This is a genomic window from Mesorhizobium sp. WSM4832 (genome assembly GCF_055811115.1).
Genome location: NZ_JBVVQH010000009.1, coordinates 233,854 through 256,808, shown reverse-complemented (window position 1 = coordinate 256,808; position 22,955 = coordinate 233,854). Strand labels below are relative to the sequence as shown.

The window sequence follows — 22,955 nt, the reverse complement described above, 5'->3', positions numbered from 1 at the left end:
ATCAAGCTCGAGAATGTCGGCCTCAACATGCTCGGCCGCGCCAAGAAGGTGTCGATCTCCAAGGAGAACACCACCATCGTCGACGGCGCCGGCAAGAAGGCCGAGATCCAGGGCCGCGTCGCCCAGATCAAGCAGCAGATCGAGGAAACCACCTCGGACTACGACAAGGAGAAGCTGCAGGAACGCCTGGCGAAGCTCGCCGGCGGCGTTGCCGTGATCCGCGTCGGCGGTGCGACCGAAGTGGAAGTCAAGGAAAAGAAGGACCGCGTTGACGACGCTCTGAACGCGACCCGCGCGGCTGTGGAAGAAGGCATCGTTGCAGGCGGCGGCGTCGCCCTGCTGCGCGCCTCGGCCAACATCAAGGTCACCGGCGTCAATGCCGACCAGGCTGCCGGCATCAACATCGTTCGCCGCGCGCTGCAGTCTCCGGCCCGCCAGATCGCTTCGAACGCAGGTGCTGAAGCTTCGATCGTTGCCGGCAAGATCCTCGAGAACAAGGGCGCGACCTTCGGCTACAACGCCCAGACCGGCGAGTATGGCGACATGATCGCCATGGGTATCGTCGATCCGGTCAAGGTCGTGCGCACGGCTCTCCAGGACGCGGCCTCGGTCGCCGGCCTGCTGGTCACCACCGAAGCCATGATCGCGGAGGCTCCGAAGAAGGAGTCGGCTGGCGGCGGCATGCCTGGCGGCATGGGCGGCGGCGGCATGGGCGGCATGGGCGGCATGGATTTCTAAGAAATCCAACCCATCGCGAATGAGGAAAGGGCGGCAGCGATGCCGCCCTTTTTTGTTTCACCAGAGTTGTTGAGAGCATGGCGGCTATATCGGCAGATGTAGGTGCTGGCTCTCCGATTTAACCGCAGCATCAGATGAGCACGACCTTGCCTTTGCCGGTGCTCGCTCGCGCGTGCGCCAACGCCGTGGCGAAGTCCTCGAGGCCATATCGGGCGACGACAGGCAGCTTTTCCGGGTGCCGGGAAAGGAGGGACCAACAGTCCTTCGCGGCTGCTGCCAGCGTTTCCGGACCCGCCTTATTTTGCCAGACGCTTAGGGCGAAGCCCTGCCAGCGCAATGCCTTGTAAAGCAGGGTCGACGCCTTGATTTCCAACGGTCGATCGTCGAGAACGCCGTAGGAAAACAGGACCGCGCCTGGGGCTGCGCACGCGATAAGGGCCAGGGTGTCGGGTCCACCTACTGGATCGAAGATCAGGTCGTAGGGTGTAGCCTCCGCAAGCGCATCGGCGACGCTGCCGCCGATGCCTAATGTCCGGTTTTCCGAGTCGCGCAGCTCATAGCTCCCGTCGTCCCGGTAGAGTCGTTCGACGATCGCCCCTCGTGCTCGGGCCAGCTGGTCGATCACCACGGCAACGACGGACCGCGCTGCGGTCAGCAGGACCCGCTCTCCAGGCTTGAGCATGGCCAGATCCACCAGACCCCACGCGGTCAGCGGATTGAGCGGGAACTGGCAAACGACCTCGTCGGGCAGCCGGTCGGTAGCTTCAGTCGGCACCGGATAGATCCGTTCAACCGGCACGGACGCAAACTCGGCCCAGGCCCCCGGGCTTCGGAATGCAACGCGCCGCCCTACCTCCAATTCGAACACGTCCGCACCGACTGCTTCGACAATTCCGGCCGCATCGAAGCCAGCGACCTGCGGATAAGATGGCTTTGTCGAATATTCGCCGGCAACGAACAGCCAGTCGGCCGGCTGGATAACGCGGGCCGTGACGCGCACCACAACCTGTCGTGGACCGCATGTGGGAAAAGGCACTTCCCGGTACTTGAGCACATCTTCGGCCGCTCCGGGCCTGTCAAACACTAACGCCTTCATCGAACGCCTCATCTGCGATTGGCTATCGGTGGAAGATCGCGCCTGCGACTGATACAATCAAAGACTGATTTTGGATTGGATGATACTCAGTGAGTATGAAATGGAACTTCGCCACCTGCGCTATTTCCTAGCGGTCGCCGAGTTTGGCCACGTCACCCGCGCGGCGCAACAGCTGCACATTTCTCAGCCACCTCTAAGTCGTGCGATACGCGAACTGGAGGCGGAGCTTGGAGTCCAACTGTTCGTGCGTGAACGACAGCGGATCGCCCTGACACCGGTTGGCGTGACAATGGCAGGGGAGGCCAGAGCCGTCGTCGCAAAGGCGGATGGCTTCATGCGCTACGCACGTGCGCTCTCGACCGGAGAAAGCGGGCACATCCGCGTGGGTTACGTTGATGGTGCTATGCAGGCTGGGGTACTCAGTTCCCATCTACGAAATCTTCGGACCCATTGTCCCGGACTTGTCGTCGATCTCGTCGCTGCCGGCACGGAAACACAGCTTAAGGCGCTTGCGAATAACCAGCTTGACATCGCGATCGTCTACACACCCCGCCAGCGCCCTGAGGGCATCGTCAGTTTAAAGCTCCGGTCAGATAACATGCGGCTTGTTCTATCTACCGAGGACCTCCTGGCTTCGCGCCCGACGATTGCACCGAAGGATCTCGAGGCAAGTCCCTGGGTTGCGCTTCCCAGAGAGGGCGATGCGTATTGGCGCGATCGCTTCCTGCAGCAATGCGCAAGGGCCGGATTCCAGCCGGACATTCACTATGAAGTTGCGCAACTCTCAGCGCTGCTCGGACTTGTGGAGGCAGGCGTTGGGCGGGGGTTCGCGCCGGCCAGCGTTTCTCGGGTTGAAAATCCGGGCGTGGTCCTGCGATCACTGCCGTGGTGGAGGCACACGGTCGACTACTGGCTGGCGTGGCGACAGCACAACGCGACCCCGTCGGTACGCCAATTCCTCGAGGCCAACGGGTTGACGAAAAACACGAAGTTGCCGTCGCGGTGAATTGAAGCTTGAACGTCCTTGCCGAGCCGCGGTCCTATAGCCTCGAACGAGTTGGGTTAGCAAGCCAAACCGATAGCGGTCAGACGCAGGCACAAGCTCTTTCGAGCCCTTGAATTATCGCCAGGAAACCGGGCTGGCTCTGCCTCTCAGGCTGTCACATGGCGCTCAGCCACCTTGCCGGCAAGCACCGCCTGCTCGACAAGCGTAGCCACCTCGTCGGCCACGACAGCAACCGGCGTGCGATCGCGGGTGGCGCGGGCGATCACCATCAGGCCTTCGAGCGAGGATTCCACCAGGAGCGCCAGCGCCTGTGCGCGCCGCTCGGGGATCCCCGCGCGCATGAATGCCTGCCGCAGCAGTCCGATCCACTGCTCGAAGGCCGACCGGCAGATTTCAACCAGGTCCGGAACATCGTTCGGCGCATCGAGCACGACCGGCGCAACCGGGCAGCCGAGCGAGAATTCGTTCTCCTCCAGCATGCGCGCGACTGACTGGTAGATGTGGTGGACGGCAACAGCGGGATCGCTCTCCGCCGCCAAGGCCGCGCCGAGCCGCTCGGTCACATCGGCGACGCTGGCGCGCGTCACCTCGACGACCAACTGGTCCTTGCCTCCCGGGAAATGGAAGTAGAGCGAGCCGCGCGGCGCGCCGCTCGCGCTCAAAATGTCATTGAGCGAGGTGCCGTGATAGCCGCGCTGCCTGATAAGCAGCGCCGTCGCCTCGATCATGCGGGTGCGTGTGTCTGTCGCCATGTCAGCCTCTGTCAGGAATGCGCATTATAGGGCTTGCGCATAATATGACAATCGGTCTACATAATATGTAAATCGGTCTACATATTTTGGAGGCAACAATGCTGCGCTACAGGCTGGACGAACAAGGCAACGGCATCGACGCTCTGGCGATGCGGGAAGAAACGATGCCGCAACCCGGCCCGCATCAGATCCTGGTGCGGGTGCGAGCCACCTCGCTCAACCGCCGCGACACGATGATCCTCAACGGCACCTATCCGCTGACACCGCGCGCCGGCATCGTGCCGCTGAGCGACGGCGCCGGCGAAGTGGCGGCGATCGGCGATGGCGTGACCCGCTTTGCCGTCGGCGACCGCGTCACCGGCAGCTATTTCGCGCGCTGGATCGATGGCCGCATGCATGCGGGCATCGTCGACCAATTGGGCTGCACGCTGGACGGCATGCTCGGCGAATACGCCCTGCTCGACGAGCAATGGGCCGTGCGGCTGCCCGAGCATCTTTCCTGGCAGGAAGCCGCGACCTTCACCTGCGCCGGGCTGACCGCCTGGAGCGCGCTGACGGGCGCCGAGATTCCAAAGCCGGGGCAATGGGTTCTCGTGATCGGTTCAGGCGGTGTCGCGCTTTTCGCCTTGCAGTTCGCGAAGCTCATGGGCTGCCGCGTGGCGGCCGTCACCACGCGTGCCGAGAAGGCTGACCGCTTGCGCGCACTCGGCGCCGACCTCGTGATCGCCGCCACCGAGACGCCGGAATGGGGCATGACGCTGCGCGAAGCGACCGGCGGGATCGACCTGGTCGTCGAAACCGGCGGCCCGGCGACCTTCGCACAGTCGCTGATCGCCAGCGCGCTTTACGGGCGCATCGTGCTTTTGACCGTGCAGGACAAGAACGGCGGGTCGGTGGAGATCCCGGGGGCCGTCTATCAGCGCAGCCTCGTCACCATCGGCCGCCTCTTTGTCGGCAGCCGCAACGGGCTTGAGGCAATGCTTGCCGCTGTTGCCACGCATCGGCTGAGGCCGGTCATCGACAAGGTCTTTCCGTTCGCCGGGGCGCGTGAGGCCTATCGGTATTTCCAAGCGGGCGACGTCTTCGGGAAGGTCGTCATCGAGGGCGTGTGACCACCCGCATTTCTCGAGAAACCAGAAAGGAGATCAACCATGACAATTCGCGAAGCTTCGGCCCAATGGCAGGGCACGCTCAAGGAAGGATCCGGCCGGCTGCGGCTGGGCAGCGGCGTGTTCGAGGGCGCCTACTCGTTCCCCTCGCGTTTCGAGAACGGTCCCGGCACCAATCCGGAAGAACTGATCGCGGCCGCGCATGCCGGCTGCTTCTCGATGGCGCTCACCGCCATACTCGGCGGCGAGGGCCACACGGCCAACAGCATCCATACGATCGCGAAAGTGCATCTCGGCGCCACCACAGCCGGACCGACGATCACCCGCATCGAACTCGAAACGGAGGTCAGCGCCGCCGGCATTTCGGCCGAGGATTTCGAGCGGCTGGCGCAAAAAGCCAAGGCGGCCTGCCTCGTGTCGCGGGCGCTGGCCGGCGTCGCAACCATCACGCTCAAGGCGAGCCTCGCAGATCAATGAAACGGAAGGAGGAAATCCAATGACCCAGGAACGCATCATAGACATCGCCACGGCAAAACGCTCCGCCGAAACCGCAGAGATCATGCGGCGTTACAACGATGTCTTCGAGCGCCATGACCCCTCCGCCCTGGACGATCTGGTCGCCGAAGGCTGCGTGATCGAGAACACCACGCCGGCCCCGGACGGCGCCCGTCGCTCCGGCAAGGCGGCCTGCGTCGAGCTGTGGTCGGCAATCGCCACGGCACCCGGCACGCGCTTCGACATCGAAGAAACCTTTGTCGCCGACGACCGGGCGACGATCCGCTGGCGCTTCTGGATGTCCGATGGCAATTCGCTGCGCGGCGTCAACCTGATGCGCGTCGAAGACGGCAAGATCGTCGAGGCGATGGGCTACGTCAAAGGATAGGGCCTGGCACGGAAAAGCCGCGCTCAGGCCCCCGCCCGGAATCCCACCCGCCAAGGCATGGGATTCCGGGCAAATCGCGATTACGAGACCACTCTGTTGAGTTTCACGAAGGTCTTGGGACTGCGCTGGATCGTCTGGAAGATCACGCAGTAGCGGTCCGTGAGCTCGAGCAGTTGGGTCAGCCGGCTCTGTTCCACATCCGTCTCGATGTCGAAGCGCAGGCGGATTTCCTTGAAGCCGACCGGCACGCCTTCGGTGACGCCAAGCGTGCCGCGAAGATCGACGTCGCCCTCGGCGGAGATTTCCGCCGACTTGATGGGAATCTCAAGCACGGCCGCGGCCGCCCGCATCGAAACGCCGGCGCAGGCGATCAGCGCCTCCAGCAGCATGTCGCCGGAACAAAGCTCCTGCCCACTGCCGCCAGCCTTGGGATGGATGCCCGCCAAGGCAAGGCCGCGTCCGGTCTCGACCTTGCAGGTCACATGTGAGTCGTCGGCACTGCCCTTGGCCTTCAAGGTAAGAAGCGCGGCCCGCGCGTCCTTGCGATAAATATCCTTGATCGGCTCCTGCGTGGCGCGAAATGTCGCGATATCCATTGCTGCTCTCCTGTCAAAAATTGCGGTTGCTTCAAATCGTGTGCCATCGGTCCGCCGTTACTCCGGCACGCTGACGCCGGAGCCGCCGAGCTCGGCGGGAAAATCCTTCAGCTTCGGCAATCCGTCCTTCATCGGCAGGACCGTCTCGGCGTAGTTGACGTGGACCCCCGGCGTGAATTCCACAGTCGGTATCGTCGCCGAGTAGACGTCGACCAGTCCGAGCGGCGGATGATCCGTCATCAGATGCCCGCCGCATTTGGTGCAGAACTGGCGATCGCTCATCGCGGATTTCTTGAAGCCGGAGAGAAACTCCGCGCCCTTGGTGACCTTGACGTTCCCAGGCTTCCACAGCATGAAGGCGTTCACCGGAGACGCCGACCACGAACGGCAGGAACTGCAATGGCAGTAACCCATTGCCTCGGCTGTTCCATGGACTTCGATTTCCACGGCGCCGCAAAAACACCCGCCCTTATGTACCGTCATGACTCTCATCCTTATCCACATTCGGTTCGACCGTGCTCGGTACCGTCTGAGATGGCACCGCACAGTGCCGGCGGGGTTTAAAGCTTCCGGCGATGAACGGAATGACGGGGCGTCCGCCTTACTTGACAGCGCGTCCGGAACTCGAAAGGGATGTCGCGCCGGATTGCCGCGCGACTTGCGGGAAATGGGTGGGATGGCCGGAGACGCTCTGTCTGATCTTTTGAAAACGGTGCGCCTCACCGGCGCGACGTTTTTCGACATCGAAGGCCACGACCCGTGGGCCGTCCGCTCGCCCGCGCCATCCTCGATATTGCCCAGGGTACTTCCCGGCGCGGATCACCTGATTTCCTACCATGTGGTAACGGCCGGCCGCTGCTTCGCCCGGATTGTCGGCGACAAGGCGATCCCGATGGAAGCTGGCGAAGTCGTGGTCTTCACCAGAAGCGATCCGCACATCATGTCGAGCCATCCGGACCTGCGCGCCGACCCGGCCGACGTGCTCGACATTGCGACCGCCGGTCGAATGCCGTTCTACATCAACTGCGCCGGCGGCGGCTCGCGCTCGGTCAGGCTCGTCTGCGGCTATCTCGCTTGCAATGCCCTGCCCTTCAATCCGCTGCTCGAAGCGCTGCCGCCCGTCATCAAGGCCGGAGACGTGAAGGGCGATGGCGGCTGGCTCGGCCAGTTCATCAAATTGGCGGTCTCAGAAGTGGCCGAGAAGCGGGCCGGTAGCGAGACGGTGCTCACCAAGCTCAGCGAACTGATGTTCGTGGATGTGCTGCGCCGCTACGTGGAATCGCTGCCGCCGCAACAGACCGGCTGGCTGGCGAGCCTGCGCGATCCGCATCTAAGCAAGGCGCTGGCGCTGATCCACGACCGGCCGGCGCACAACTGGACGGTGGAGGCGCTGGCAAAGGAGTCCGCGTTGTCGCGGACCGTTCTGGCTGAGCGCTTCACCAAGATCGTTGGAATGCCGCCGATGCACTATCTCGCCAAATGGCGTATGCAGATTGCCTCGGAACTGCTCAGCACCGGCAACAGCAACATCGCCAATATCGCGACGGAAATAGGCTACGAATCCGAAGCGGCGTTCAGCCGCGCCTTCAAGAATATGATCGGCGTTCCGCCCTCGGCCTGGCGGCTGGGCGTTCGGGCTGTGTCCGGCTCCGAAAGCGACGAGACTTCCGAAACCGAGGGCTGATCGGCCGGTAACGCGCGTCGCGCTGAAACGGATTCAGGCGACGTGCTTTAAGTCTTTGTGTTGATGCATGTCGTTGTCCCAGAACCGCTGCGCACTTCTGGGCGACATGCATTAGCGATCGGCCAGCGCCAGCTTGGCGCCCAGCATGACGAAGGCGCCGGCGAAGGTTCGGCGCATCCAGGTCAGCACCTTGGGCCGCGACACGATATGGCTGCGCACCGAGGCCGCGAACACGCCATAGACCGCGAAGACGACGAAGGTCATCAGCATGAAGACGCCGGAGAGCTCCAGCATCTTGGGCAGCGCATGCGGCTCGTTGGTGCTGACGAATTGCGGCAGGAAGGCGAAGAAGAAGATCGACAGTTTCGGGTTCAGGATGTTGACCAGAACGCCCGAGGTGATGGTCCTGGCGGTCGAGCGCGGCGCGGCGTTCTCGTCAATGTTCAGGCCGCCCTTCTCCTTGAGCGTGTTCCAGGCCATGTAGAGCAGATAGGCGACACCGAGATATTTCAGCGTCTCGAAGGCGACGGCACTTGTGTGCAGCACCGCGGCAAGGCCGGTGATGGCGGCCGCCATATGCGGAATGATGCCCAGCGTGCAGGCGAATGCGGCGACGATTGCGGCGCGCGCGCCACGCGAAAGGCCGGCGCTCAGCGTGTAGAGGACGCCGGTGCCGGGCGAGGCCACGATAATCAGCGACGTCAACAGGAATTCGATGCTCATGGGTTTCCTCCGCGGCCCTGCCCGCGCGGAACGTACAGAGCTGTCGGCGGTCGCACAAGCCGTGGCGGAAGCTACGCCGGCAGCCCGTGCGCCTTGCGCGCCATCAGGCAGTCGTCGCCGCCGGGCATGCAGGCGCGACAGACGTCGGGGCGAAGCTCGTAGATGCCGCAGGCCGTGTGTTTGCCCACCTCGCCGGAAAGTGCGGAACAGCGCACACCTTCGCAGCGCATGCCTGACAGATCGGCGGCGACATGTTTCTGTGGAATGCGGTCGAGCTGCTCGTCGTCCTCGGTGGAAAAGCGTGGCCAGTCGGCCGAATAGGAACAGCAGGCGCCGCAGCTCTGGCAGTCGAAGACAGCGACCGCGCCGGCATCCTCATCGGCAGACACAGAGGCCTGGCCGGTCGGGCCGAGCAGCCCGGGCTGAATGGCTGTACGACCGGCGTCCTGCGGCAAGGGCGCTACTTCTTCCTGGTCTTGCGCGCCGGCTCTTCGGCCGGCGACTTGAACAGATCGGTCGCAGCCTCGACAGGCGCATCCGGTTTTGGTGCCGGCTTGGCCGGCTTGGTCGTGGCAGCCGGTGCCGCCGGCTGGTCCTTGGCGGAGAATTTAATGGCCATGTCAGTCCTCGTCGGAAAACCGCGACGACGGCGCGCGCGGATTGCGCAGGCGGCCAATGAGCGCCGAAACCGCCGTTATGTTCATCTCCTCGGGCGACCAGTTCCTCGCCGCCTCGATGTGGTGCGGCGCCAGCTCGCGATGCGTGCTGCCGCTATAGGCGGCATCCTGATACGTCACCCGCTCGCGCGTTTTGGCGTCTTCGCGCACATATTCGATCAGATAGTTCGGGGCCTCGGCGCGGCCGCGTACGCCGACCCGCACCTGGGCACCCCCATGGACGCGCTTGCAGCGTTCCAGCTTCTCCAGGACGCGCCGGACATATTCGACCGGCTTGTCCAGCACCTCGACCATGTCGGCGATGGTCGCATCGGCGGCAATCGGCGTTTGCGGCACCCGCTTGGTAGCCATCAGCGTTTGCCCGCGCGCTTCGGCACTGCGGCAAGGGCGGCGGCTGCCACCCTGTCCTCGGCTTCCTTTTCCAGGCGCAGCTCGCGCAGCCGCGCGGTCTTGGCCTCGCGGGCCTGGCTGGCTGCATCCTGTTCGGAAATGATGCGGTTGAGCGACATCGACTGGGTCCGGGTCCTGCTGAAAAGCGATTCAGCCTGGTCGCCCTGGGTCTTCGAAGTGTGGGACAAAATCTTCTCCTGTCCGGAGCATTTGGTTTGCTGTCGAGAGGTGCTTAGCACATCCCGGTCATCCTGCGGCGCACAATTCGCTGCCCGGAAACGAAAAGGCCAGGCAATTGCCTGACCTTCCTGTCGCCATCCACCGGTGCCAGTACATCCGTGGTCACCGGGAAGGCTGAATTCGTTAGGCCGCCTTCAACTGGTCGGCGGACATCTTGCCCGACTTCTTGTCGCGGACCATCTCGTAGCCAAGCTTCTGGCCTTCGACGATGTCGCGCATTCCGGCGCGCTCGACGGCAGAAATATGGACGAAAACGTCGGCCGAGCCATCATCAGGCTGAATAAAACCGAAGCCCTTGGTGGCGTTGAACCATTTTACTGTGCCAGTGCTCATAATGAACCTTTCCATGGCAAATATTCATTCGCCGTCATGCGACCGCACGACAGCGTTTTGTCTCGATTTTTGATGGAGGAATTTCGTCAAAAGCGCGTTGCGCGCGGATAACAAGAGCCGGTCAAACAAATATCGACATGTTTCTTGTAGATTTCTTTTGATCGCCTGTCAAATTTCTCGTTTGGCGGTCGCTTGCCCGCAAGCGCCGCAAGGCCGCGGCCCGGAGCGCTCGCTTGCTCATCAGCATCCTTCGAGATGGCAGTGGCGGATATCTGCGGCTCGACCTACGACGCCACGCCGTGGCCGGTTCCGGCACTTTCCTGCGGTCGCTGGACGGCTATCCTGGTGAACGGCAAAAAATAGCGAAAAAAGTTGGAACCATTTTCGGCGCTCTCGCATTTGGCGAGTGTCGGAAGCGATTCAATGACCATCGTTGAAAAGCTCCGACGAGCGCCCCCCGCGCGATAAAAAGTGCGAGGGGCGTCTGTTTGTCTGCGCCGGCGCGTCGGCTCACATCACAGCAGCCATCATCGGCAGGATCTCATAGCGGAAGCCCAGCCCCGAGCGAACGGTCGGATCGCCGTCGGTGAGCGCCCTGGCGCCAGCCTCGTTGCGGCGCCGGTCAATTCTGCTCTAACGGCGCCCGGGGGTGTGCTTGGTGGCTCAACGTTCCTGGTCGGTTGGACGGATAAGGATCTCGTTGACGTTGACGCGCGGCGGCTGGCTGACGGCATAGAAAATGGCGTTCGCGATGTCGTCCGCGGTCAGCGCCTCCATGGTGGCAAGACGGTGTTCCAGTCCGGCCTTGAATTCCGCATTGGTGATGTGATCACCGAGTTCGGTGCGCACCAGGCCCGGCTCGATGACGGTGACGCGCACCTTGTCTGCATAGACCTCGCGTCGCAGCGACTCCGAGAAGGCGACGACGCCGAACTTGGTTGCCGCGTAGCCGCTGGCACCCGGGTTGGCGACGCGGCCGGCCACCGAAGAGACGTTGACGATATGACCCCTTGAAGCCTTCAGGTGCGGCAGGGCCGCCTTGGTGGTCGCCATCAGGCCGATCAGGTTGAGCTCGATCATTTGCCGCCAGTCGTCGAGACCTGCTTCGGCCGCGGGGGCAAGCAGCATGATTCCGGCATTGTTCACGAGGATATCGAGCCGCCCCCATTGCGATACGACCTTGTCGACCATCGCGACAACGTCGCCGGCCTTGGCAATGTCGGCTTCAATGGCAAGCGCGGCGCCGCCTGCCTTCTCGATGCGGACGACGAGCGCTTCGAGGCGGTCGGCGCGACGAGCGGCGACTGCCACCTTCACGCCAGCTGCGGCAAGCGCTGCGGCAGTTGCCTCGCCGATGCCGGACGAAGCGCCGGTGACGAGAGCGATCTTGCCTGTGAGTGGTGAATTTGCGGATGTCATGAGCAATCTCCAGATGCCCGCCCGCTGCTTCACATAGGCCGCGCGGCCAAAGCTTGAAGGCCCGCCATCAGAGCAGTTGACGCGATTTCGGAGTCCTACCTCCGGCCGAGCTTCAGTCCTGCTCGTGGGGCCTTGGTTCCGGCCAGGGCTCCTTGGCGGCTTCCGCATACCAGTGCCGCATCGCGGCAGTCGCCAACACAGCATCGACATAGGCACGGGTGACGGGCGCCAGTTCGCCGCCATAGGTGTCGAAGCGCGTGACCACCGGCGCATACATCGCATCGGCCGCGGTGAAATGGCCGAACAGGAACGGGCCGCCGTCACCGTATTGGTCGCGGCACTGGCTCCAGATCGCTTCGATCCTCGCCCGCTGCGCCTCGCCCTCTGCATCGAGCGGCTTGTGGGATTTCGGTCGGCGCAGGTTCATCGGCCAGCCGTAGCGGACCTCGCGGAAACCGGAATGCATCTCGGTCGCCACCGAGCGCGCAAGCGCGCGAGCGCCGAGATCCTGCGGCCAAAGTCTCTTCTCGGGAAAAAGGTCGGCCAGATATTCAAGGATGGCAAGAGTTTCCCAGACGATCCTGCCGCTTCCCTTCAGCGGCTGGTGATTCAACACCGGCACCAGGCCGGTCGGCGAAACCTTGGCAAGGTTGGCGGCGGTCTGGGGCGTGCGCAGCCGCACGAAGCCCTCCTCGAAGGGGATCTCCAGGTGCTTCATCACCACCCATGGCCGCAGCGACCATGAGGAAAAGCACTTGTTGCCGATATAGAGGGTGAACTCAGCCAAGCCTGTCTCCTGATATTGTCAATTCGCTGCAGCCGTGGTGATCGCCGGCGGCCTGACACCGGCGCGGGCCCTGATCGCGGCGATGGCCGCCTGTATGTCGGAATTGACCTCGATCGCCTCGCGCCCGGCGCCAATCAGGAGGTCGACCTGCTCGACTGGCAGCCTCAGCCTGGTCGGGATGTCGTTGAGCTTCGCCTGCATCGCTGGGTCGACATCGGCGAAGGACAGGTGCTGGACCACAAGGCGGACATCACGGCAATTCCAGCCGCCGGCCGAACCGCGATAGGCGGAGACGGTCGAGGCCGGCAGGCCGCAGCGAAAGCGCACCAGCTCGCCCTTCCATTGCGAGACGGCAAGCGTCAGCGCATCGAACTCGTCGCGCACCGAGGCGGCAAGCGTGGTGCTGGTCGCGGCGTCGAGGAGTTCGGCAGCCTTTGGCCCGTGTAGGGACTTCGCCCAGCTCACATCGCTGTCGCTCCCGGCGTCGGCGACGATGAAGATCAGCGTCGTCAGGCGGACCGCGGCCGACGGCGACAGCGGCCCGTAAGGCGTGCCCGCGGCGGAGCGCTCAAGCGTGAAGCCGGTGACGCCGATATTGTCGGTCAGGCCACCGTCGAGCAGCTTCACGTAATCGAGCGGGTCGGCGTTCTGATAGGAATCGAGCGCGCTTGCATAGGCCTTGAGCCGCAGCGAGGCATTGCGGTCGTCAAGCGCCTCACTCAGCCATTGCGGCCTGCGGTAACCACAATGGGGACTGGTCGCCGAGACCACGATCGGCGCGAAGACGATCGGCACGGCGGCCGATGCCGCGACCGCGTCGGCAATCCGCACCTTGTCGAGGTCGCTGCACAAGGCGGCGAAGGTGTCGTAGGTGAAGAGGAACGGCGTGCGGTTGTAGATGTCGGAGGCGTTGATCCATACGATCGGCCCCTTCGGCCGGTGCAAGGCCTTGAATGTCGCGCCATCGAAGAGATGGTCGTTCAGCCATCTGGCGAAACCGCTGCGGTCGTTGACGCCGCCATAGTAGGCGCGGATGAAGTTGACCGGCGAGAGCGATGTCCTGAGGTCGGCCTCCGCGTTCTGGGTGAGGAAGCGTTCACGGAAATCCTGGTAGCCATCCCTGCCCTTGTAGCCGAAATAGGCGGCAGCGATCGCGCCGCCCGAGGCGCCGGAAATCATCCTGATGTCGTCGACCAGGGTGCGGCGGCGCGGCTGCTCGTCGATGACGATATCGTCCAGCGCCCGCAAAACGCCGTAGGAGAAAGCAGCCGCCCGCGTGCCGCCGCCGGAGAACGCCAAGCCTACGACGGTGGAGCCGTCATCGGCGGGATCAGGAATGTAGGTTGGCGACGGATGGCCGGCTTCGGTGGTCAAAATGTTGATCGGCCCAACGTCGTCGGCGACGCAGCCGGCGACGGCCATCAGGACTGCGACAAAGGCCACACGAACACGCAAACCCGGTTCCCCCCGGCTGCGCTCGCCCGCAGCCGCGCCGAACCCTAACCGGATTGCGTTGCCCGATGCAACCGCACCCACAAGAGATCACCTCGGCCGGGAACCCGCCGCGCGGCGACCTCTTCATGTCTGGAATTGTTTGGTGAAGGCGTTGGTGAAGACGATCTCGCCGTGGTCCCCGGCCGCTTCGCCCAGCACCACGTCCATGTTGTCGGCCGTGACCCGCGCCAACGCGAAACCGCCCATATAAGCCGCCTTCGGCTTGACCAGATCGAGCCCGTCGCGCTGGTAGATCATCGGCACTTCGTGCTGATGGCCATGGAAGACGGCAATGACATTGTAGCCTTTGATCGCCGCCAGCAGCGCCTGGCGGTCGGCTTCGCCCCACCAATGCGGGCGGCCGGTTCCATCATCGTCGAATGTGCGTTTCACCGGATCCCAGCGCTCGGTCGAGAAAGTGTCCCAGCCATAGTGCTGGAACAGGACGACCGGCCGGCCGTCGCCGGCATAGGTGGCGAGATCCTGCTTCAGCCAAGGCAAGCTGCTCGGCGCGCCATGGCCGGTGTCGCCGGCGAAGCGGTGCGTCTGGACGAGATGCAGGCCGCCCCAGTCCCAGGAATAGCAGTCGGTGTCGACATCGTAATCGGTCGCCGGCACCGGCGGCTTGAAGAACACGCCGGGGCGATGATTGACCTCGACATAGTCGCGCAGTTCGCGGCGATACCAGTCGACATGCGGCGGCGAGCCGTTCTGGTCGAGATCGTGGTTGCCGAGCCCGACATAGACGGGAATATGGACGCGGCCCGGCCCGACGCCTTCCTGATAGCGCTGGGAGAACTGCAAAAGCTGCGTGCCTTCGCTGGGCTCGGTGACCTGGCCGCCGCCATCGTCGGTGATGTCGCCGCCGGTGACGAGGCCGAGCGGCGTGCCGATACGGATGCCGGCCGAATGCAGGCCGGTGGAAACGCCGTTGATCTCGGCCGGCCACTTCTTGTCGGCAATGGCGTTCAGGGCCGCCACGTTGCGCAGAAGTGCTGCATCGGTCTTGCCTTCCTGCTCGCAATGCGGGCTTAGGCCGCTCGCCATGCGGCAGGCATGGATGTCGGCGATGAAGAGAAAGGTGGCGTCGATCGGCTGGATGCGCCGGCCAGTCTGGCCAAGAGCCGTGCGCGGAACGGCGCAGGCGGCTGCGAGGCCTGCCATCCGGGCGATGAAGATGCGGCGCGAAACGGTTGCTGGCGAAGGTCGATTCATCGTCACTCGATTAAACATCCTCGAACCGCGTCGTCCAGTTCAATGCCCGGCCGGCGCCTGGAGACTTTTCATGCCAAGGCATGAAAAGCTCTTGGGTCGACAGCACGGCAGGGGTCTGTCATTGCTTTGAGGCATGCATCCAGGGGAGGAAGGCATGAAAACCCGGACGACAGCCATGGCGCTCGCCATGCTCGCCATCGCCGGCGCGGCGCAGGCCGCAACTTGCGTCGACGTCAAATCCGCAAAGGCCGGCTTCGTGCTCGAAAAGGCCGGCATCCGCAGCGAGTTCCGACCGGCGCCCGGCGGCATGGTCGCGGTCACCAACAAATACCAGTCGGATTCGCCGCAGACGCAATATCTCTATGCCGGGCTGATCGAGGTGTTCCGCGACAGCGACACCGGGCGGCTGTCGATGATCCCGCTCGGCGACATCAAAAAGCTGTTCCCGCTGAAGGCAGGCGCCAAGAGCAAGACCGAATTCGTGCGGCTGTCTTCGAAAAAGCCGCCGAAGGGCACCGAAACGCTGGCGCTTACCGTCAAGGGCAAGGACACCTACAAGCTCGGGGACTGCAAATACAATGTGCTCGTGGTCGGCGAAACGATCACCGGCGATTCCGGCGCGGTCATCGACAGCTTCACCGCGCTCTATTCGCCGGACCTGCGAGCGGTGCTGGCACGGCGCTACGATGAAGGGACGAGCGCGCAGAGCGAGGTGGGGTTCGAGACGATCAAGCCGCTGGCGGAGTGAGGCCGGCTTTTCTTCGGTTCTCAAGCGAAGGCGATCCTTCACACCCCCCTGTCCCGCCGGACAGAGCGGGTGCTGTCCCGCTAACTTCCTGAATTGTCTATCGCAGCAACACCCTACGGCGTCGCTTCGCCGTCAGTCGGCCTGGCGATGGCTGAATGTTCTCCAATTCCCTCAAACAGTCCCGCAACACGCCCGCATCCTGCGCTGTTTTGGCCATCGACATGGCGCCGGAATAAACCGCAACCGTGAGTGCGGCGAAGCGGTCGGGATCGGTCCCGCCCTCCCCGCCGCTCGTCTGGTCGGCCCGGATCTTGTCGGCGATCGCCTGCCGCCAGCCGGCGAAGACCCTGGCGAGCGCCATGCGGAATTCATCATCGGCCAACGACAGTTCGTGCGCGAGGTTGTTGAGCGGGCAGCCGCGAACATAGCCCTGTTGCTCAAGCTCCGCCGCCACCGCCATGAACGCGGCCCGAACGCCTTCGCGGGCCGTGGATGCCGCCAGCACCGGCTCGATCCAGGTCTCCTGGACCGCGGCCGCCACCCGTTCCTCGATCACCGCCAGCGCAAGCGCCTTCTTGGTCGGGAAATGGTGGTGCAGTGCGCCGCCGGTGACGCCGGCCGCCGCCATCAGATCGCCGATGCTCGAGGCATGATAGCCGCGCGCCTGGAAGGAGTCTTCCGCCACGTCGAGCACGCGGCGGCGCATGCCTTCCGGATCGTTGGTGCGCTTTTTGCGCATCGCGCGCGACTGCGCTGCAATCTCTCCTGACATTGCATCACGATATCAGATTGACAAAACAGGACAACCGGTCTGTTTATAAAACAGGACAATCACCCTGTTTTGAGATTCCGATCATGAACCGATCTTCTCGCCCTGCCTCGCCCGTGGTGGAACTGCGGCAATACACGCTGAAGCCCGGCAAACGCGAAACGCTGATCGCGCTGTTCGATCGGGAGCTCGTCGAAACGCAGGAGGCGACAGGCATGACCGTCATCGGCCAGTTCCGCGACCTCGACCGGCCCGACATGTTCGTCTGGCTGCGTGGTTTCGACGACATGACGGCGAGAAAGGACGCGCTGAGCGCCTTTTATGACGGGCCGGTCTGGGCAGCGCATCGTGATGCCGCCAATGCGACGATGATCGATTCCGACGACGTGCTGCTGCTGAGGCCGGCCTGGCAGGATGCGGGGTTCGACCTGTCGGGTTTGCGGCGGCCGGTAGTCGGCGAGACCGAAAGTATGAACGGCGAGAGCCGCTTGCCTGGTTTTGTTGAGATTTCGATTCATCATTTGCGGCCAGGCGTTGAGGCCGGCTTTGCCGAGCGCTTCCAGGCGGAAGCGGTTCCGCAACTCGCGGCAAACGGCGCACGGTTGCTCGGCGCCTTCATCAGCGAGCATGCCGAAAACACGTTTCCGCGTTTGCCGGTGCGCACCGCTGAAAACGTCTTCATCATCGTCACCGGTTTCAACGATGGCGGTGCCCATGCCGGCCGTCAGGCCGCCCTCGCCGCTTCGCCGGAATGGCAGGCGATCCGCGAAACCCTGCGAGCTGCCGCCACAAAACCGGCAGAGACGTTGCGCCTGACGCCTACGGCCCGATCGCTGTTGCGATAGTCACCCCGCAGGCAACATTCCGGCTATTGCCTCGGCGACAAAGGCCGGATCTTCCCAATGCGGGTTGTGCCCGCAATCCTGTGCCCACACCAGACACGACCCGGCCAGCGCCTGGGCCAATGCCTGCTGGTGCGCCGCGCCGAAAAGCGGATCGCGCCCGCCGGCGATGATCAGCGCCGGGAGCTGCACGGCGCGGGCCGCGGCGGTCAGGTCGGTGCGGCCGACTTCTTCGAGAATGGCGCGCCAGTGCGCCGCCGGGATCGCGGAGGCGTCCTTCGCGAGGCCGGCGAGAAAAGCCCGCGGCACGGCCGGCTGGCACGCATGCCACCATTCATAGAAGGGATCGGCCGGCGAAATCGGATCGCGCAACGCGGCGACGCCATCGATCAGCTGGTGATCTCGTGCGAAATCGGGCTTCAGCGCGCTAGCCACGATCACCAGCCCGCCGATCAGCTTCGGATGCCGCGCGGCCAGCATGATCGATACCATGCCGCCCAGCGAATGGCCGACGACGACCGGCCGGTCGAGCTGCAGGCGCCGGATCAGCCCGGCGATGTCGCCGGCGAAATCGGCGACGCCGCAGCCCTCGCCCGCCTGCGAGCCGCCGTGGCCACGCAGGTCTGGCATGATCAGCCGGCGGCCGGAAAGATGCGGCGCCAGCAGGGAGAAGCTGCGGCTGCTGTCGGTAAAGCCATGCACAAGGACAAGCGGCGGCTCCGAACCGGGAATCTCGACATAGGCAAGGTCGAGGCCACCGACATCGACGATCCGCTTGCGGCCGGCCCAGGCGGTCTGCTCGACCTCCTGCTCCCGAAAGTCCGATGGCGCCGGCCTCACAGCCCAAGCTTTTCCTTGACCGCGGCAAGGCCGGGCTTGCCGTCGAAGGTGGTAACGCCTGCGAGCCAGGCATCGAGGCGATCCTTGTGCAAAGCGATCGACTTCAGCGCCCCGTCCTCCGGCTTCATGCCGTCATTGATGAGATAGCCCATGCCGACATTTTCCATGTCGATGTCGAAGGTGAGGTTCTTGAGGAACTGCGCAACGTTCGGGCATTCCTGCAGGTAACCCTTGCGCACCTGCGTCGTCACGGTCGCAGCTCCGAAATTCGGGCCGAAGAACTTATCGCCGCCGGTCAGGTACTTGAAGTCGTACATCGTGTTCATCGGGTGCGGCGCCCAGCCCTGGAAGACGATGAACTGCTTCTCCTTGATCTCGTAGCCGACCTCCGAGAGCATGCCGGCTTCACTCGACTCGACCACCTGCCAGCCGTCGAGGCCGAACTTGGGATCGGCGATGGCGTCCATCATTAGCTGGTTGGATCCGGGCTCGATGCCGTACATTTTCTTGCCGAACTTGTCGGCGAATTTGTGCAGGTCCGACAGGTCCTTGACGCCGGCGTCCCAGACATAGGTCGGCACGGCAAAGGTGTATTTGGCGCCGACTAGATTGACGCGCACATTCTCGATCGAGCCGTCCTTTTTATACGGCTCGTAATAGGTGACCATCGCCGGATCCCAGTAGCCGAGGAACAGGTCGAGGTCCTTGTTCTTCAGGCCCTCGTAGATGACGTTGATGCCGAGCACCTCGCTCTGCGGCTCGTAGCCGAGCGCCTGGAGCAGGACCTTGGCTACGCCCGTGGTGAAGGCGAGATCGTTCCAGCCGGGCTCCGCCATGCGGACCGCTTTGCAGCCCTCGGCCTCGGCGGCGCTGGCCGCCTGGGAAGCCAGCATCAAAGCCGCGACACAGACGCCATTCGCAAGCATGCGCAACATTCCGGTTCTCCTCATGTCGATTATTTTGACCAATCGGTCACATTGTTGTCCCATTGGTCAATGATTGATCTGAGCGGGCGAAAATGTCAACATGGATTCGCCATGCATGGATCGGTCCGGTGAAACTTACGCGTCTCAGCGACATACGCCGCAAGGAGCTGCGGCAGGCGGCTTTCGCCGTTCTGGAACGCGAAGGCATTGCCGGCGCGACCCTGGAAAAGGTCGCGGCCCAGGCCGGTGCCTCGAAAGGCATCGTGCTGCATTATTTCCGCAACAAGCAGGAACTGTTCGAGCACGCCATGCGCGAGGCTAACGCGGTGCTCTGCTTTGCGGTGATCGCCCGGCTCCGGCGGGCGCGGACGCCCATGGAACGGCTGGACGCGGTGATCGAGGGCAATTTCGAGGAGCACCTGTTCCTGCCGCCGCTCTGCCACGCCTGGCTGTCGCTCTGTGCCGAGGTGCCGCGCGACGAGAAGCTGGCGCGCATCCAGAAGGTCATCCATGCGCGCATGCGCTCGAACCTGTTGTCCGGCCTGCGCGGCCTCACTTCGCCGGAACTGGCCGAGGAGATAGTGCTCGGCGTCACCGCCCTGATCGACGGGCTGTGGCTCAGGCTCGGCCTGCAGCCGGGCAGCGTCACACGCGAGCAGGCGGTGCGCCAGGTCAAGGATTTCGTCGCGGGGCGGCTTGCCCTGCGCCAGCCCACGCCCATCGACCTGGCCTCGGCCGGATAAAGGGGAGAGGGACAGGCGCACCCTTCAACCGATTTGCATCCTGCCCGCCCGCAATCTCCGCTTGAAGGGTTTTGTGCGACGCGATACGCCCTTGCCCAAATCGACAGACCGGAGACTTCCAGTGAGCGCTCAAAAGACCAGAACCGAAACCGATACGTTCGGTCCCATCGAGGTCGCGGCCGACCGCTATTGGGGCGCTCAGGCACAGCGTTCTCTGGGCAATTTCAAGATCGGCTGGGAGAAGCAGCCGGCTTCGATCGTGCGCGCGCTCGGCATCGTCAAGCGCGCCGCGGCAGAAGTGAACATGGAGATGAAGCGGCTCGATCCCGCCGTCGGCAAAGCGATCGTCGACGCCGCACAGGAAGTCATCGACGGCAAGCTCGACGAGCATTTTCCGCTGGTGGTCTGGCAGACCGGCTCGGGCACGCAGTCCAACATGAACGCCAACGAGGTGATCTCCAACCGGGCGATCGAGATGCTCGGTGGCGTCATGGGCTCGAAGAAGCCGGTGCATCCCAACGACCACGTCAATATGAGCCAGTCGTCGAACGACACCTATCCGACTGCCATGCATATCGCCTGCGCCGAGCGGGTCGCGCATCATCTGATCCCGGCGCTGCATCATTTGCACAAGGCGCTCGACGCCAAGGCTCGCGCCTTCAACCATATCATCAAGATCGGCCGCACCCACACGCAGGACGCCACGCCGTTGACGCTTGGCCAGGAATTCTCCGGCTATGCCGCGCAGGTCGCCTCGTCGATCAAGCGCATCGAGCAGACGCTGCCCGGCATGCAGGAACTGGCGCAGGGCGGCACCGCCGTAGGCACCGGCCTCAACGCGCCGGTGGGTTTTGCAGAGAAAGTGGCTGACCGCATCGCGTCGATCACCGGGATTTCCTTCGTCACCGCGCCGAACAAGTTCGAGGCGCTCGCGGCGCATGATTCCATGGTGTTCTCGCACGGCGCGATCAACGCGGCGGCGGCGGCGCTGTTCAAGATCGCCAACGACATCCGCTTCCTCGGCTCCGGCCCGCGCTCGGGCCTCGGCGAACTGTCGCTGCCGGAGAACGAGCCGGGCTCCTCGATCATGCCCGGCAAGGTCAATCCGACCCAGTGCGAGGCGCTGACGCAGGTCTGCGTGCAGGTGTTCGGCAACAATGCAGCACTCACCTTTGCCGGCAGCCAGGGCCATTTCGAGCTCAATGTCTACAACCCGCTGATGGCCTATAATTTCCTGCAGTCGGTGCAGTTGCTGGCCGACGCTTGCGTGTCCTTCACCGACAATTGCGTGGTCGGCATCGAGGCGCGGGAGGACAATATACGAGAGGCATTGAACCGCTCGCTGATGCTGGTGACGGCGCTGGCCCCCACCATCGGCTACGACAACGCCGCCAAGATCGCCAAGACCGCGCACAAGAACGGCACGACCTTGCGCGAGGAAGCCCTGGCCACCGGGCTGGTCAACGAAGCCGATTACGACCGGCTGGTGCGGCCCGAGGACATGACCCATCCGGGGTGAAGCCCGCGTTGTTGCAGCCTGCTGTGGCCTCGCGATGTCGTCATTCCAGGGCGCGGCAGGAGCGAAACTCCGTCGCGGAGACCTTGGAATCCATGCCGTTACCTAGGGCGAAGGGCGTAGCGGAGCAAAACCTGCACCGCGGCGGCCGCTTTTGACGTTACGGCATGGATCTTCGGGTCTGCGCCGCGTCGCTTCGCTCCTTGCTTCGCCCCTGGATGACGAAGCGACAGGGATTTTGCGGCAGCACAATTTACTTCCGAAACTCGATCCGCCGACATGATTTTCGCGCGTGCCCGGCGGATGTCAGAACATCTTTTCTGTGAACGATGTGTCGCCACATAGGTGGCTTTTGGTGAACAGTTTCCATCGTCTATCTGACGGATCATTCAACCCATTCGGAGACTCGCCATGTCCACCAACACTTCTGTAGCCGGCAACGGCACCGCGTCCAACAGCTCCACCACGATCCTGCTCGGCCGCGTCCTGCTTGCCGTCATCTTCCTGCTTTCCGGCTTCGGCAAGCTCACCGCCATTTCCGGCACCGCCGGCTATTTCGGCGCGATGGGTCTGCCGGTGCCGACCGTGACGGCTGTTGTCGTCGGCCTGATCGAATTGCTCGGCGGCCTCGCCGTCCTCGTTGGCTTCCAGACCCGCATCGCCGCCTGGGTGCTTGCGATCTTCACGATCGCCACCGGTCTGGTCGCGCACACCGGCTGGGCCGACCAGATGCAGATGATCCAGTTCCTCAAGAACCTCGCCATCACCGGCGGCTTCATCCTGCTCGCTTCTTCCGGCGCCGGCGCTTACTCGATCGACGCCAAGCGCGGCTGAGCTTTACCTGACGGAAGGCTACGGCGAAGTCGCCGAGCCTGACCGCTCCACCAAGCCTTAAACGCAAGCGGCGCGTAATTTTCCGCGCCGCTTTTTCGTTTTCTGACGTGCAGGCGTAAACTGCGCCGCAAGCCGGTACAATCCCGGGTACCGGCAAAGGAGGTGGATATGGTCCGCAACGCACTGCTTCTGGTCTCGCGACTGCTGCTTGCCGCGCTCTTCGTACCGTCGGGCTTCCAGGCGCTGACCAACATCACCGGCACGATCAGCTATTTCGCCGGCCTCGGCCTGCCGCTGCCGACCTTGGCCGCGTGGGGCACGGGTCTTTTCGAGTTGATCGCCGGCCTGCTCATCCTTGTCGGCTTCCAGACGCGGATCGTGGCGCTCTTGCTTGCCGCCTTCTCAATCGCCGCCGGCTTCATCGGCCATTACGGCCAAGGCGCGGACGATGCGACTTTAGCCTTTATGCACCAGCAGATGCTGATGAAGGACATTGCCATTGCCGGCGGTTTCCTGGCGCTCGCCATGTCCGGCGCGGGCGCATGGTCGGCGGACGGGCGTGGCTTCGGCATCGGCGCTGAAGTGACCTGAGCCG

Annotated in this window: 30 protein-coding genes; 13 read left to right on the top strand and 17 right to left on the bottom strand. The window is 63.7% G+C overall.

Annotated elements, in window-relative coordinates; genetic code table 11:
• A partial coding sequence (locus AC0L2L_RS15690; protein WP_473579471.1) for a TCP-1/cpn60 chaperonin family protein occupies positions 1–738 on the top strand: 738 nt, incomplete at its 5' end.
• A gap of 130 nt (positions 739–868) precedes the next feature.
• Here the strand turns inward: AC0L2L_RS15690 and AC0L2L_RS15685 are convergent.
• Positions 869–1,834, bottom strand: coding sequence for a quinone oxidoreductase family protein (locus tag AC0L2L_RS15685; protein ID WP_473579470.1), 966 nt, complete (start codon positions 1,832–1,834; stop codon positions 869–871).
• A 79-nt stretch (positions 1,835–1,913) separates the two neighbouring features.
• On the opposite strand from AC0L2L_RS15685, the gene AC0L2L_RS15680 reads away from it, so the two are divergent.
• Positions 1,914–2,840 carry a LysR substrate-binding domain-containing protein gene (locus AC0L2L_RS15680; protein WP_473579469.1) on the top strand — a complete coding sequence of 309 codons (927 nt, stop codon included), beginning with the start codon at positions 1,914–1,916 and terminating at the stop codon, positions 2,838–2,840.
• 146 nt (positions 2,841–2,986) lie between these two features.
• Here AC0L2L_RS15680 and AC0L2L_RS15675 read toward each other — a convergent pair whose 3' ends face one another.
• Positions 2,987–3,592 carry a TetR/AcrR family transcriptional regulator gene (locus AC0L2L_RS15675; RefSeq protein WP_473579468.1) on the bottom strand — a complete coding sequence of 202 codons (606 nt, stop codon included), beginning with the start codon at positions 3,590–3,592 and terminating at the stop codon, positions 2,987–2,989.
• A gap of 98 nt (positions 3,593–3,690) precedes the next feature.
• Here AC0L2L_RS15675 and AC0L2L_RS15670 point away from each other — a divergent pair, with 98 nt between their 5' ends.
• From AC0L2L_RS15670 to AC0L2L_RS15660, 3 genes are read left to right on the top strand one after another with little or no spacing between them, the layout of a single operon-like run.
• Positions 3,691–4,704, top strand: coding sequence for a zinc-dependent alcohol dehydrogenase family protein (locus AC0L2L_RS15670; protein WP_473579467.1), 1,014 nt, complete (start codon positions 3,691–3,693; stop codon positions 4,702–4,704).
• Positions 4,705–4,743: 39 nt separating this feature from the next.
• Positions 4,744–5,178, top strand: a complete 435-nt coding sequence (locus tag AC0L2L_RS15665) for an OsmC family protein (RefSeq protein ID WP_473579466.1) — start codon at positions 4,744–4,746, stop codon at positions 5,176–5,178.
• Positions 5,179–5,197: 19 nt separating this feature from the next.
• Positions 5,198–5,584, top strand: a complete 387-nt coding sequence (locus AC0L2L_RS15660; RefSeq protein ID WP_473579465.1) for a nuclear transport factor 2 family protein — start codon at positions 5,198–5,200, stop codon at positions 5,582–5,584.
• An 80-nt stretch (positions 5,585–5,664) separates the two neighbouring features.
• Here the strand turns inward: AC0L2L_RS15660 and AC0L2L_RS15655 are convergent, their stop codons facing one another.
• Entirely contained in the window at positions 5,665–6,180 is a 516-nt protein-coding gene (locus tag AC0L2L_RS15655) for an OsmC family protein (protein WP_473579463.1), read from the bottom strand.
• A gap of 57 nt (positions 6,181–6,237) precedes the next feature.
• Complete coding sequence (locus AC0L2L_RS15650; protein WP_473579462.1) at positions 6,238–6,663, bottom strand: GFA family protein; 426 nt, start codon at positions 6,661–6,663, stop codon at positions 6,238–6,240.
• A gap of 193 nt (positions 6,664–6,856) precedes the next feature.
• Between AC0L2L_RS15650 and AC0L2L_RS15645 the strand changes: the two genes are divergently transcribed.
• On the top strand, positions 6,857–7,864 hold the full coding sequence (locus AC0L2L_RS15645; RefSeq protein ID WP_473579461.1) for an AraC family transcriptional regulator: 1,008 nt from the start codon (positions 6,857–6,859) through the stop codon (positions 7,862–7,864).
• A gap of 111 nt (positions 7,865–7,975) precedes the next feature.
• On the opposite strand, the gene AC0L2L_RS15640 is transcribed toward AC0L2L_RS15645, so the two are convergent.
• The 6 genes from AC0L2L_RS15640 to AC0L2L_RS15615 form a co-directional block, all read right to left on the bottom strand.
• Entirely contained in the window at positions 7,976–8,587 is a 612-nt protein-coding gene (locus AC0L2L_RS15640; protein WP_473579460.1) for a LysE family translocator, read from the bottom strand.
• A gap of 71 nt (positions 8,588–8,658) precedes the next feature.
• Positions 8,659–8,976: a YkgJ family cysteine cluster protein gene (locus AC0L2L_RS15635; RefSeq protein WP_473579485.1), complete on the bottom strand. Its 318-nt coding sequence runs from the start codon at positions 8,974–8,976 to the stop codon at positions 8,659–8,661.
• Between the two features lie 71 nt (positions 8,977–9,047).
• A complete protein-coding gene (locus tag AC0L2L_RS15630; RefSeq protein ID WP_473579458.1) occupies positions 9,048–9,206 on the bottom strand; it encodes a hypothetical protein in 159 nt (52 codons plus the stop codon).
• A 1-nt stretch (position 9,207) separates the two neighbouring features.
• Positions 9,208–9,615 carry a hypothetical protein gene (locus tag AC0L2L_RS15625; protein WP_027169890.1) on the bottom strand — a complete coding sequence of 136 codons (408 nt, stop codon included), beginning with the start codon at positions 9,613–9,615 and terminating at the stop codon, positions 9,208–9,210.
• Positions 9,615–9,842, bottom strand: a complete 228-nt coding sequence (locus AC0L2L_RS15620; RefSeq protein ID WP_473579457.1) for a hypothetical protein — start codon at positions 9,840–9,842, stop codon at positions 9,615–9,617. The genes AC0L2L_RS15625 and AC0L2L_RS15620 overlap by 1 nt, the downstream gene beginning before the upstream one ends.
• 175 nt (positions 9,843–10,017) lie before the next feature.
• On the bottom strand, positions 10,018–10,227 hold the full coding sequence (locus AC0L2L_RS15615) for a cold-shock protein (RefSeq protein WP_473579456.1): 210 nt from the start codon (positions 10,225–10,227) through the stop codon (positions 10,018–10,020).
• A gap of 233 nt (positions 10,228–10,460) precedes the next feature.
• Between AC0L2L_RS15615 and AC0L2L_RS15610 the strand changes: the two genes are divergently transcribed.
• Complete coding sequence (locus AC0L2L_RS15610; protein WP_473579455.1) at positions 10,461–10,664, top strand: hypothetical protein; 204 nt, start codon at positions 10,461–10,463, stop codon at positions 10,662–10,664.
• Positions 10,665–10,890: 226 nt separating this feature from the next.
• On the opposite strand, the gene AC0L2L_RS15605 is transcribed toward AC0L2L_RS15610, so the two are convergent.
• The 4 genes from AC0L2L_RS15605 to AC0L2L_RS15590 all read right to left on the bottom strand — a co-directional run bounded on the left by AC0L2L_RS15605 (position 10,891) and on the right by AC0L2L_RS15590 (position 15,142).
• Positions 10,891–11,646: an SDR family NAD(P)-dependent oxidoreductase gene (locus AC0L2L_RS15605; RefSeq protein WP_473579454.1), complete on the bottom strand. Its 756-nt coding sequence runs from the start codon at positions 11,644–11,646 to the stop codon at positions 10,891–10,893.
• 112 nt (positions 11,647–11,758) lie between these two features.
• Positions 11,759–12,433 carry a glutathione S-transferase family protein gene (locus tag AC0L2L_RS15600; RefSeq protein WP_473579453.1) on the bottom strand — a complete coding sequence of 225 codons (675 nt, stop codon included), beginning with the start codon at positions 12,431–12,433 and terminating at the stop codon, positions 11,759–11,761.
• A gap of 18 nt (positions 12,434–12,451) precedes the next feature.
• Complete coding sequence (locus AC0L2L_RS15595; RefSeq protein WP_473579484.1) at positions 12,452–13,855, bottom strand: patatin-like phospholipase family protein; 1,404 nt, start codon at positions 13,853–13,855, stop codon at positions 12,452–12,454.
• A gap of 156 nt (positions 13,856–14,011) precedes the next feature.
• Positions 14,012–15,142, bottom strand: a complete 1,131-nt coding sequence (locus AC0L2L_RS15590; RefSeq protein ID WP_473579452.1) for a metallophosphoesterase — start codon at positions 15,140–15,142, stop codon at positions 14,012–14,014.
• 154 nt (positions 15,143–15,296) lie between these two features.
• Here AC0L2L_RS15590 and AC0L2L_RS15585 point away from each other — a divergent pair, with 154 nt between their 5' ends.
• On the top strand, positions 15,297–15,890 hold the full coding sequence (locus AC0L2L_RS15585) for a hypothetical protein (protein WP_473579451.1): 594 nt from the start codon (positions 15,297–15,299) through the stop codon (positions 15,888–15,890).
• 97 nt (positions 15,891–15,987) lie between these two features.
• Here the strand turns inward: AC0L2L_RS15585 and AC0L2L_RS15580 are convergent, their stop codons facing one another.
• The gene (locus AC0L2L_RS15580) at positions 15,988–16,596 is read right to left on the bottom strand and encodes a TetR/AcrR family transcriptional regulator (RefSeq protein WP_473579450.1); all 609 of its coding nucleotides are present in this window, start codon (positions 16,594–16,596) and stop codon (positions 15,988–15,990) included.
• A gap of 149 nt (positions 16,597–16,745) precedes the next feature.
• On the opposite strand from AC0L2L_RS15580, the gene AC0L2L_RS15575 reads away from it, so the two are divergent.
• Positions 16,746–17,504 carry an NIPSNAP family protein gene (locus tag AC0L2L_RS15575; protein WP_473579449.1) on the top strand — a complete coding sequence of 253 codons (759 nt, stop codon included), beginning with the start codon at positions 16,746–16,748 and terminating at the stop codon, positions 17,502–17,504.
• On the opposite strand, the gene AC0L2L_RS15570 is transcribed toward AC0L2L_RS15575, so the two are convergent.
• Both AC0L2L_RS15570 and choX read right to left on the bottom strand, forming a co-directional pair.
• Positions 17,505–18,341: an alpha/beta fold hydrolase gene (locus AC0L2L_RS15570; protein ID WP_473579448.1), complete on the bottom strand. Its 837-nt coding sequence runs from the start codon at positions 18,339–18,341 to the stop codon at positions 17,505–17,507. It lies immediately after the preceding gene.
• Positions 18,338–19,276 carry a choline ABC transporter substrate-binding protein gene (gene choX / locus AC0L2L_RS15565; protein WP_473579447.1) on the bottom strand — a complete coding sequence of 313 codons (939 nt, stop codon included), beginning with the start codon at positions 19,274–19,276 and terminating at the stop codon, positions 18,338–18,340. The genes AC0L2L_RS15570 and choX overlap by 4 nt, the downstream gene beginning before the upstream one ends.
• Before the next feature lie 83 nt (positions 19,277–19,359).
• Between choX and betI the strand changes: the two genes are divergently transcribed.
• The 4 genes from betI to AC0L2L_RS15545 all read left to right on the top strand — a co-directional run bounded on the left by betI (position 19,360) and on the right by AC0L2L_RS15545 (position 22,951).
• Entirely contained in the window at positions 19,360–20,010 is a 651-nt protein-coding gene (gene betI, locus AC0L2L_RS15560) for a choline-binding transcriptional repressor BetI (RefSeq protein ID WP_473579446.1), read from the top strand.
• Positions 20,011–20,131: 121 nt separating this feature from the next.
• The gene (fumC, locus tag AC0L2L_RS15555) at positions 20,132–21,529 is read left to right on the top strand and encodes a class II fumarate hydratase (RefSeq protein WP_473579445.1); all 1,398 of its coding nucleotides are present in this window, start codon (positions 20,132–20,134) and stop codon (positions 21,527–21,529) included.
• A 408-nt stretch (positions 21,530–21,937) separates the two neighbouring features.
• Positions 21,938–22,360, top strand: coding sequence for a DoxX family protein (locus AC0L2L_RS15550; protein WP_473579444.1), 423 nt, complete (start codon positions 21,938–21,940; stop codon positions 22,358–22,360).
• A 168-nt stretch (positions 22,361–22,528) separates the two neighbouring features.
• A complete protein-coding gene (locus AC0L2L_RS15545; RefSeq protein ID WP_473579443.1) occupies positions 22,529–22,951 on the top strand; it encodes a DoxX family protein in 423 nt (140 codons plus the stop codon).
• Positions 22,952–22,955: the final 4 nt, after the last annotated feature.

Bases quoted from the DNA above. Each gene is read 5' to 3' on its own strand.
- AC0L2L_RS15670 (WP_473579467.1), top strand. From the start codon at position 3,691: ATGCTGCGCTACAGGCTGGACGAACAAGGCAACGGCATCGACGCTCTG.
- betI (WP_473579446.1), top strand. From the start codon at position 19,360: ATGTCAACATGGATTCGCCATGCATGGATCGGTCCGGTGAAACTTACG.
- AC0L2L_RS15660 (WP_473579465.1), top strand. From the start codon at position 5,198: ATGACCCAGGAACGCATCATAGACATCGCCACGGCAAAACGCTCCGCC.
- AC0L2L_RS15585 (WP_473579451.1), top strand. From the start codon at position 15,297: ATGAAAACCCGGACGACAGCCATGGCGCTCGCCATGCTCGCCATCGCC.
- AC0L2L_RS15625 (WP_027169890.1), bottom strand. From the start codon at position 9,615: ATGGCTACCAAGCGGGTGCCGCAAACGCCGATTGCCGCCGATGCGACC.
- AC0L2L_RS15595 (WP_473579484.1), bottom strand. From the start codon at position 13,855: ATGGCCGTCGCCGGCTGCGTCGCCGACGACGTTGGGCCGATCAACATT.
- AC0L2L_RS15575 (WP_473579449.1), top strand. From the start codon at position 16,746: ATGAACCGATCTTCTCGCCCTGCCTCGCCCGTGGTGGAACTGCGGCAA.
- AC0L2L_RS15650 (WP_473579462.1), bottom strand. From the start codon at position 6,663: ATGACGGTACATAAGGGCGGGTGTTTTTGCGGCGCCGTGGAAATCGAA.
- AC0L2L_RS15655 (WP_473579463.1), bottom strand. From the start codon at position 6,180: ATGGATATCGCGACATTTCGCGCCACGCAGGAGCCGATCAAGGATATT.
- AC0L2L_RS15545 (WP_473579443.1), top strand. From the start codon at position 22,529: ATGGTCCGCAACGCACTGCTTCTGGTCTCGCGACTGCTGCTTGCCGCG.
- AC0L2L_RS15675 (WP_473579468.1), bottom strand. From the start codon at position 3,592: ATGGCGACAGACACACGCACCCGCATGATCGAGGCGACGGCGCTGCTT.
- AC0L2L_RS15550 (WP_473579444.1), top strand. From the start codon at position 21,938: ATGTCCACCAACACTTCTGTAGCCGGCAACGGCACCGCGTCCAACAGC.
- AC0L2L_RS15615 (WP_473579456.1), bottom strand. From the start codon at position 10,227: ATGAGCACTGGCACAGTAAAATGGTTCAACGCCACCAAGGGCTTCGGT.
- AC0L2L_RS15605 (WP_473579454.1), bottom strand. From the start codon at position 11,646: ATGACATCCGCAAATTCACCACTCACAGGCAAGATCGCTCTCGTCACC.
- AC0L2L_RS15580 (WP_473579450.1), bottom strand. From the start codon at position 16,596: ATGCGCCGCCGCGTGCTCGACGTGGCGGAAGACTCCTTCCAGGCGCGC.
- AC0L2L_RS15665 (WP_473579466.1), top strand. From the start codon at position 4,744: ATGACAATTCGCGAAGCTTCGGCCCAATGGCAGGGCACGCTCAAGGAA.
- AC0L2L_RS15590 (WP_473579452.1), bottom strand. From the start codon at position 15,142: ATGAATCGACCTTCGCCAGCAACCGTTTCGCGCCGCATCTTCATCGCC.
- choX (WP_473579447.1), bottom strand. From the start codon at position 19,276: ATGTTGCGCATGCTTGCGAATGGCGTCTGTGTCGCGGCTTTGATGCTG.
- AC0L2L_RS15640 (WP_473579460.1), bottom strand. From the start codon at position 8,587: ATGAGCATCGAATTCCTGTTGACGTCGCTGATTATCGTGGCCTCGCCC.
- AC0L2L_RS15645 (WP_473579461.1), top strand. From the start codon at position 6,857: ATGGCCGGAGACGCTCTGTCTGATCTTTTGAAAACGGTGCGCCTCACC.
- AC0L2L_RS15680 (WP_473579469.1), top strand. From the start codon at position 1,914: ATGATACTCAGTGAGTATGAAATGGAACTTCGCCACCTGCGCTATTTC.
- AC0L2L_RS15685 (WP_473579470.1), bottom strand. From the start codon at position 1,834: ATGAAGGCGTTAGTGTTTGACAGGCCCGGAGCGGCCGAAGATGTGCTC.
- AC0L2L_RS15630 (WP_473579458.1), bottom strand. From the start codon at position 9,206: ATGGCCATTAAATTCTCCGCCAAGGACCAGCCGGCGGCACCGGCTGCC.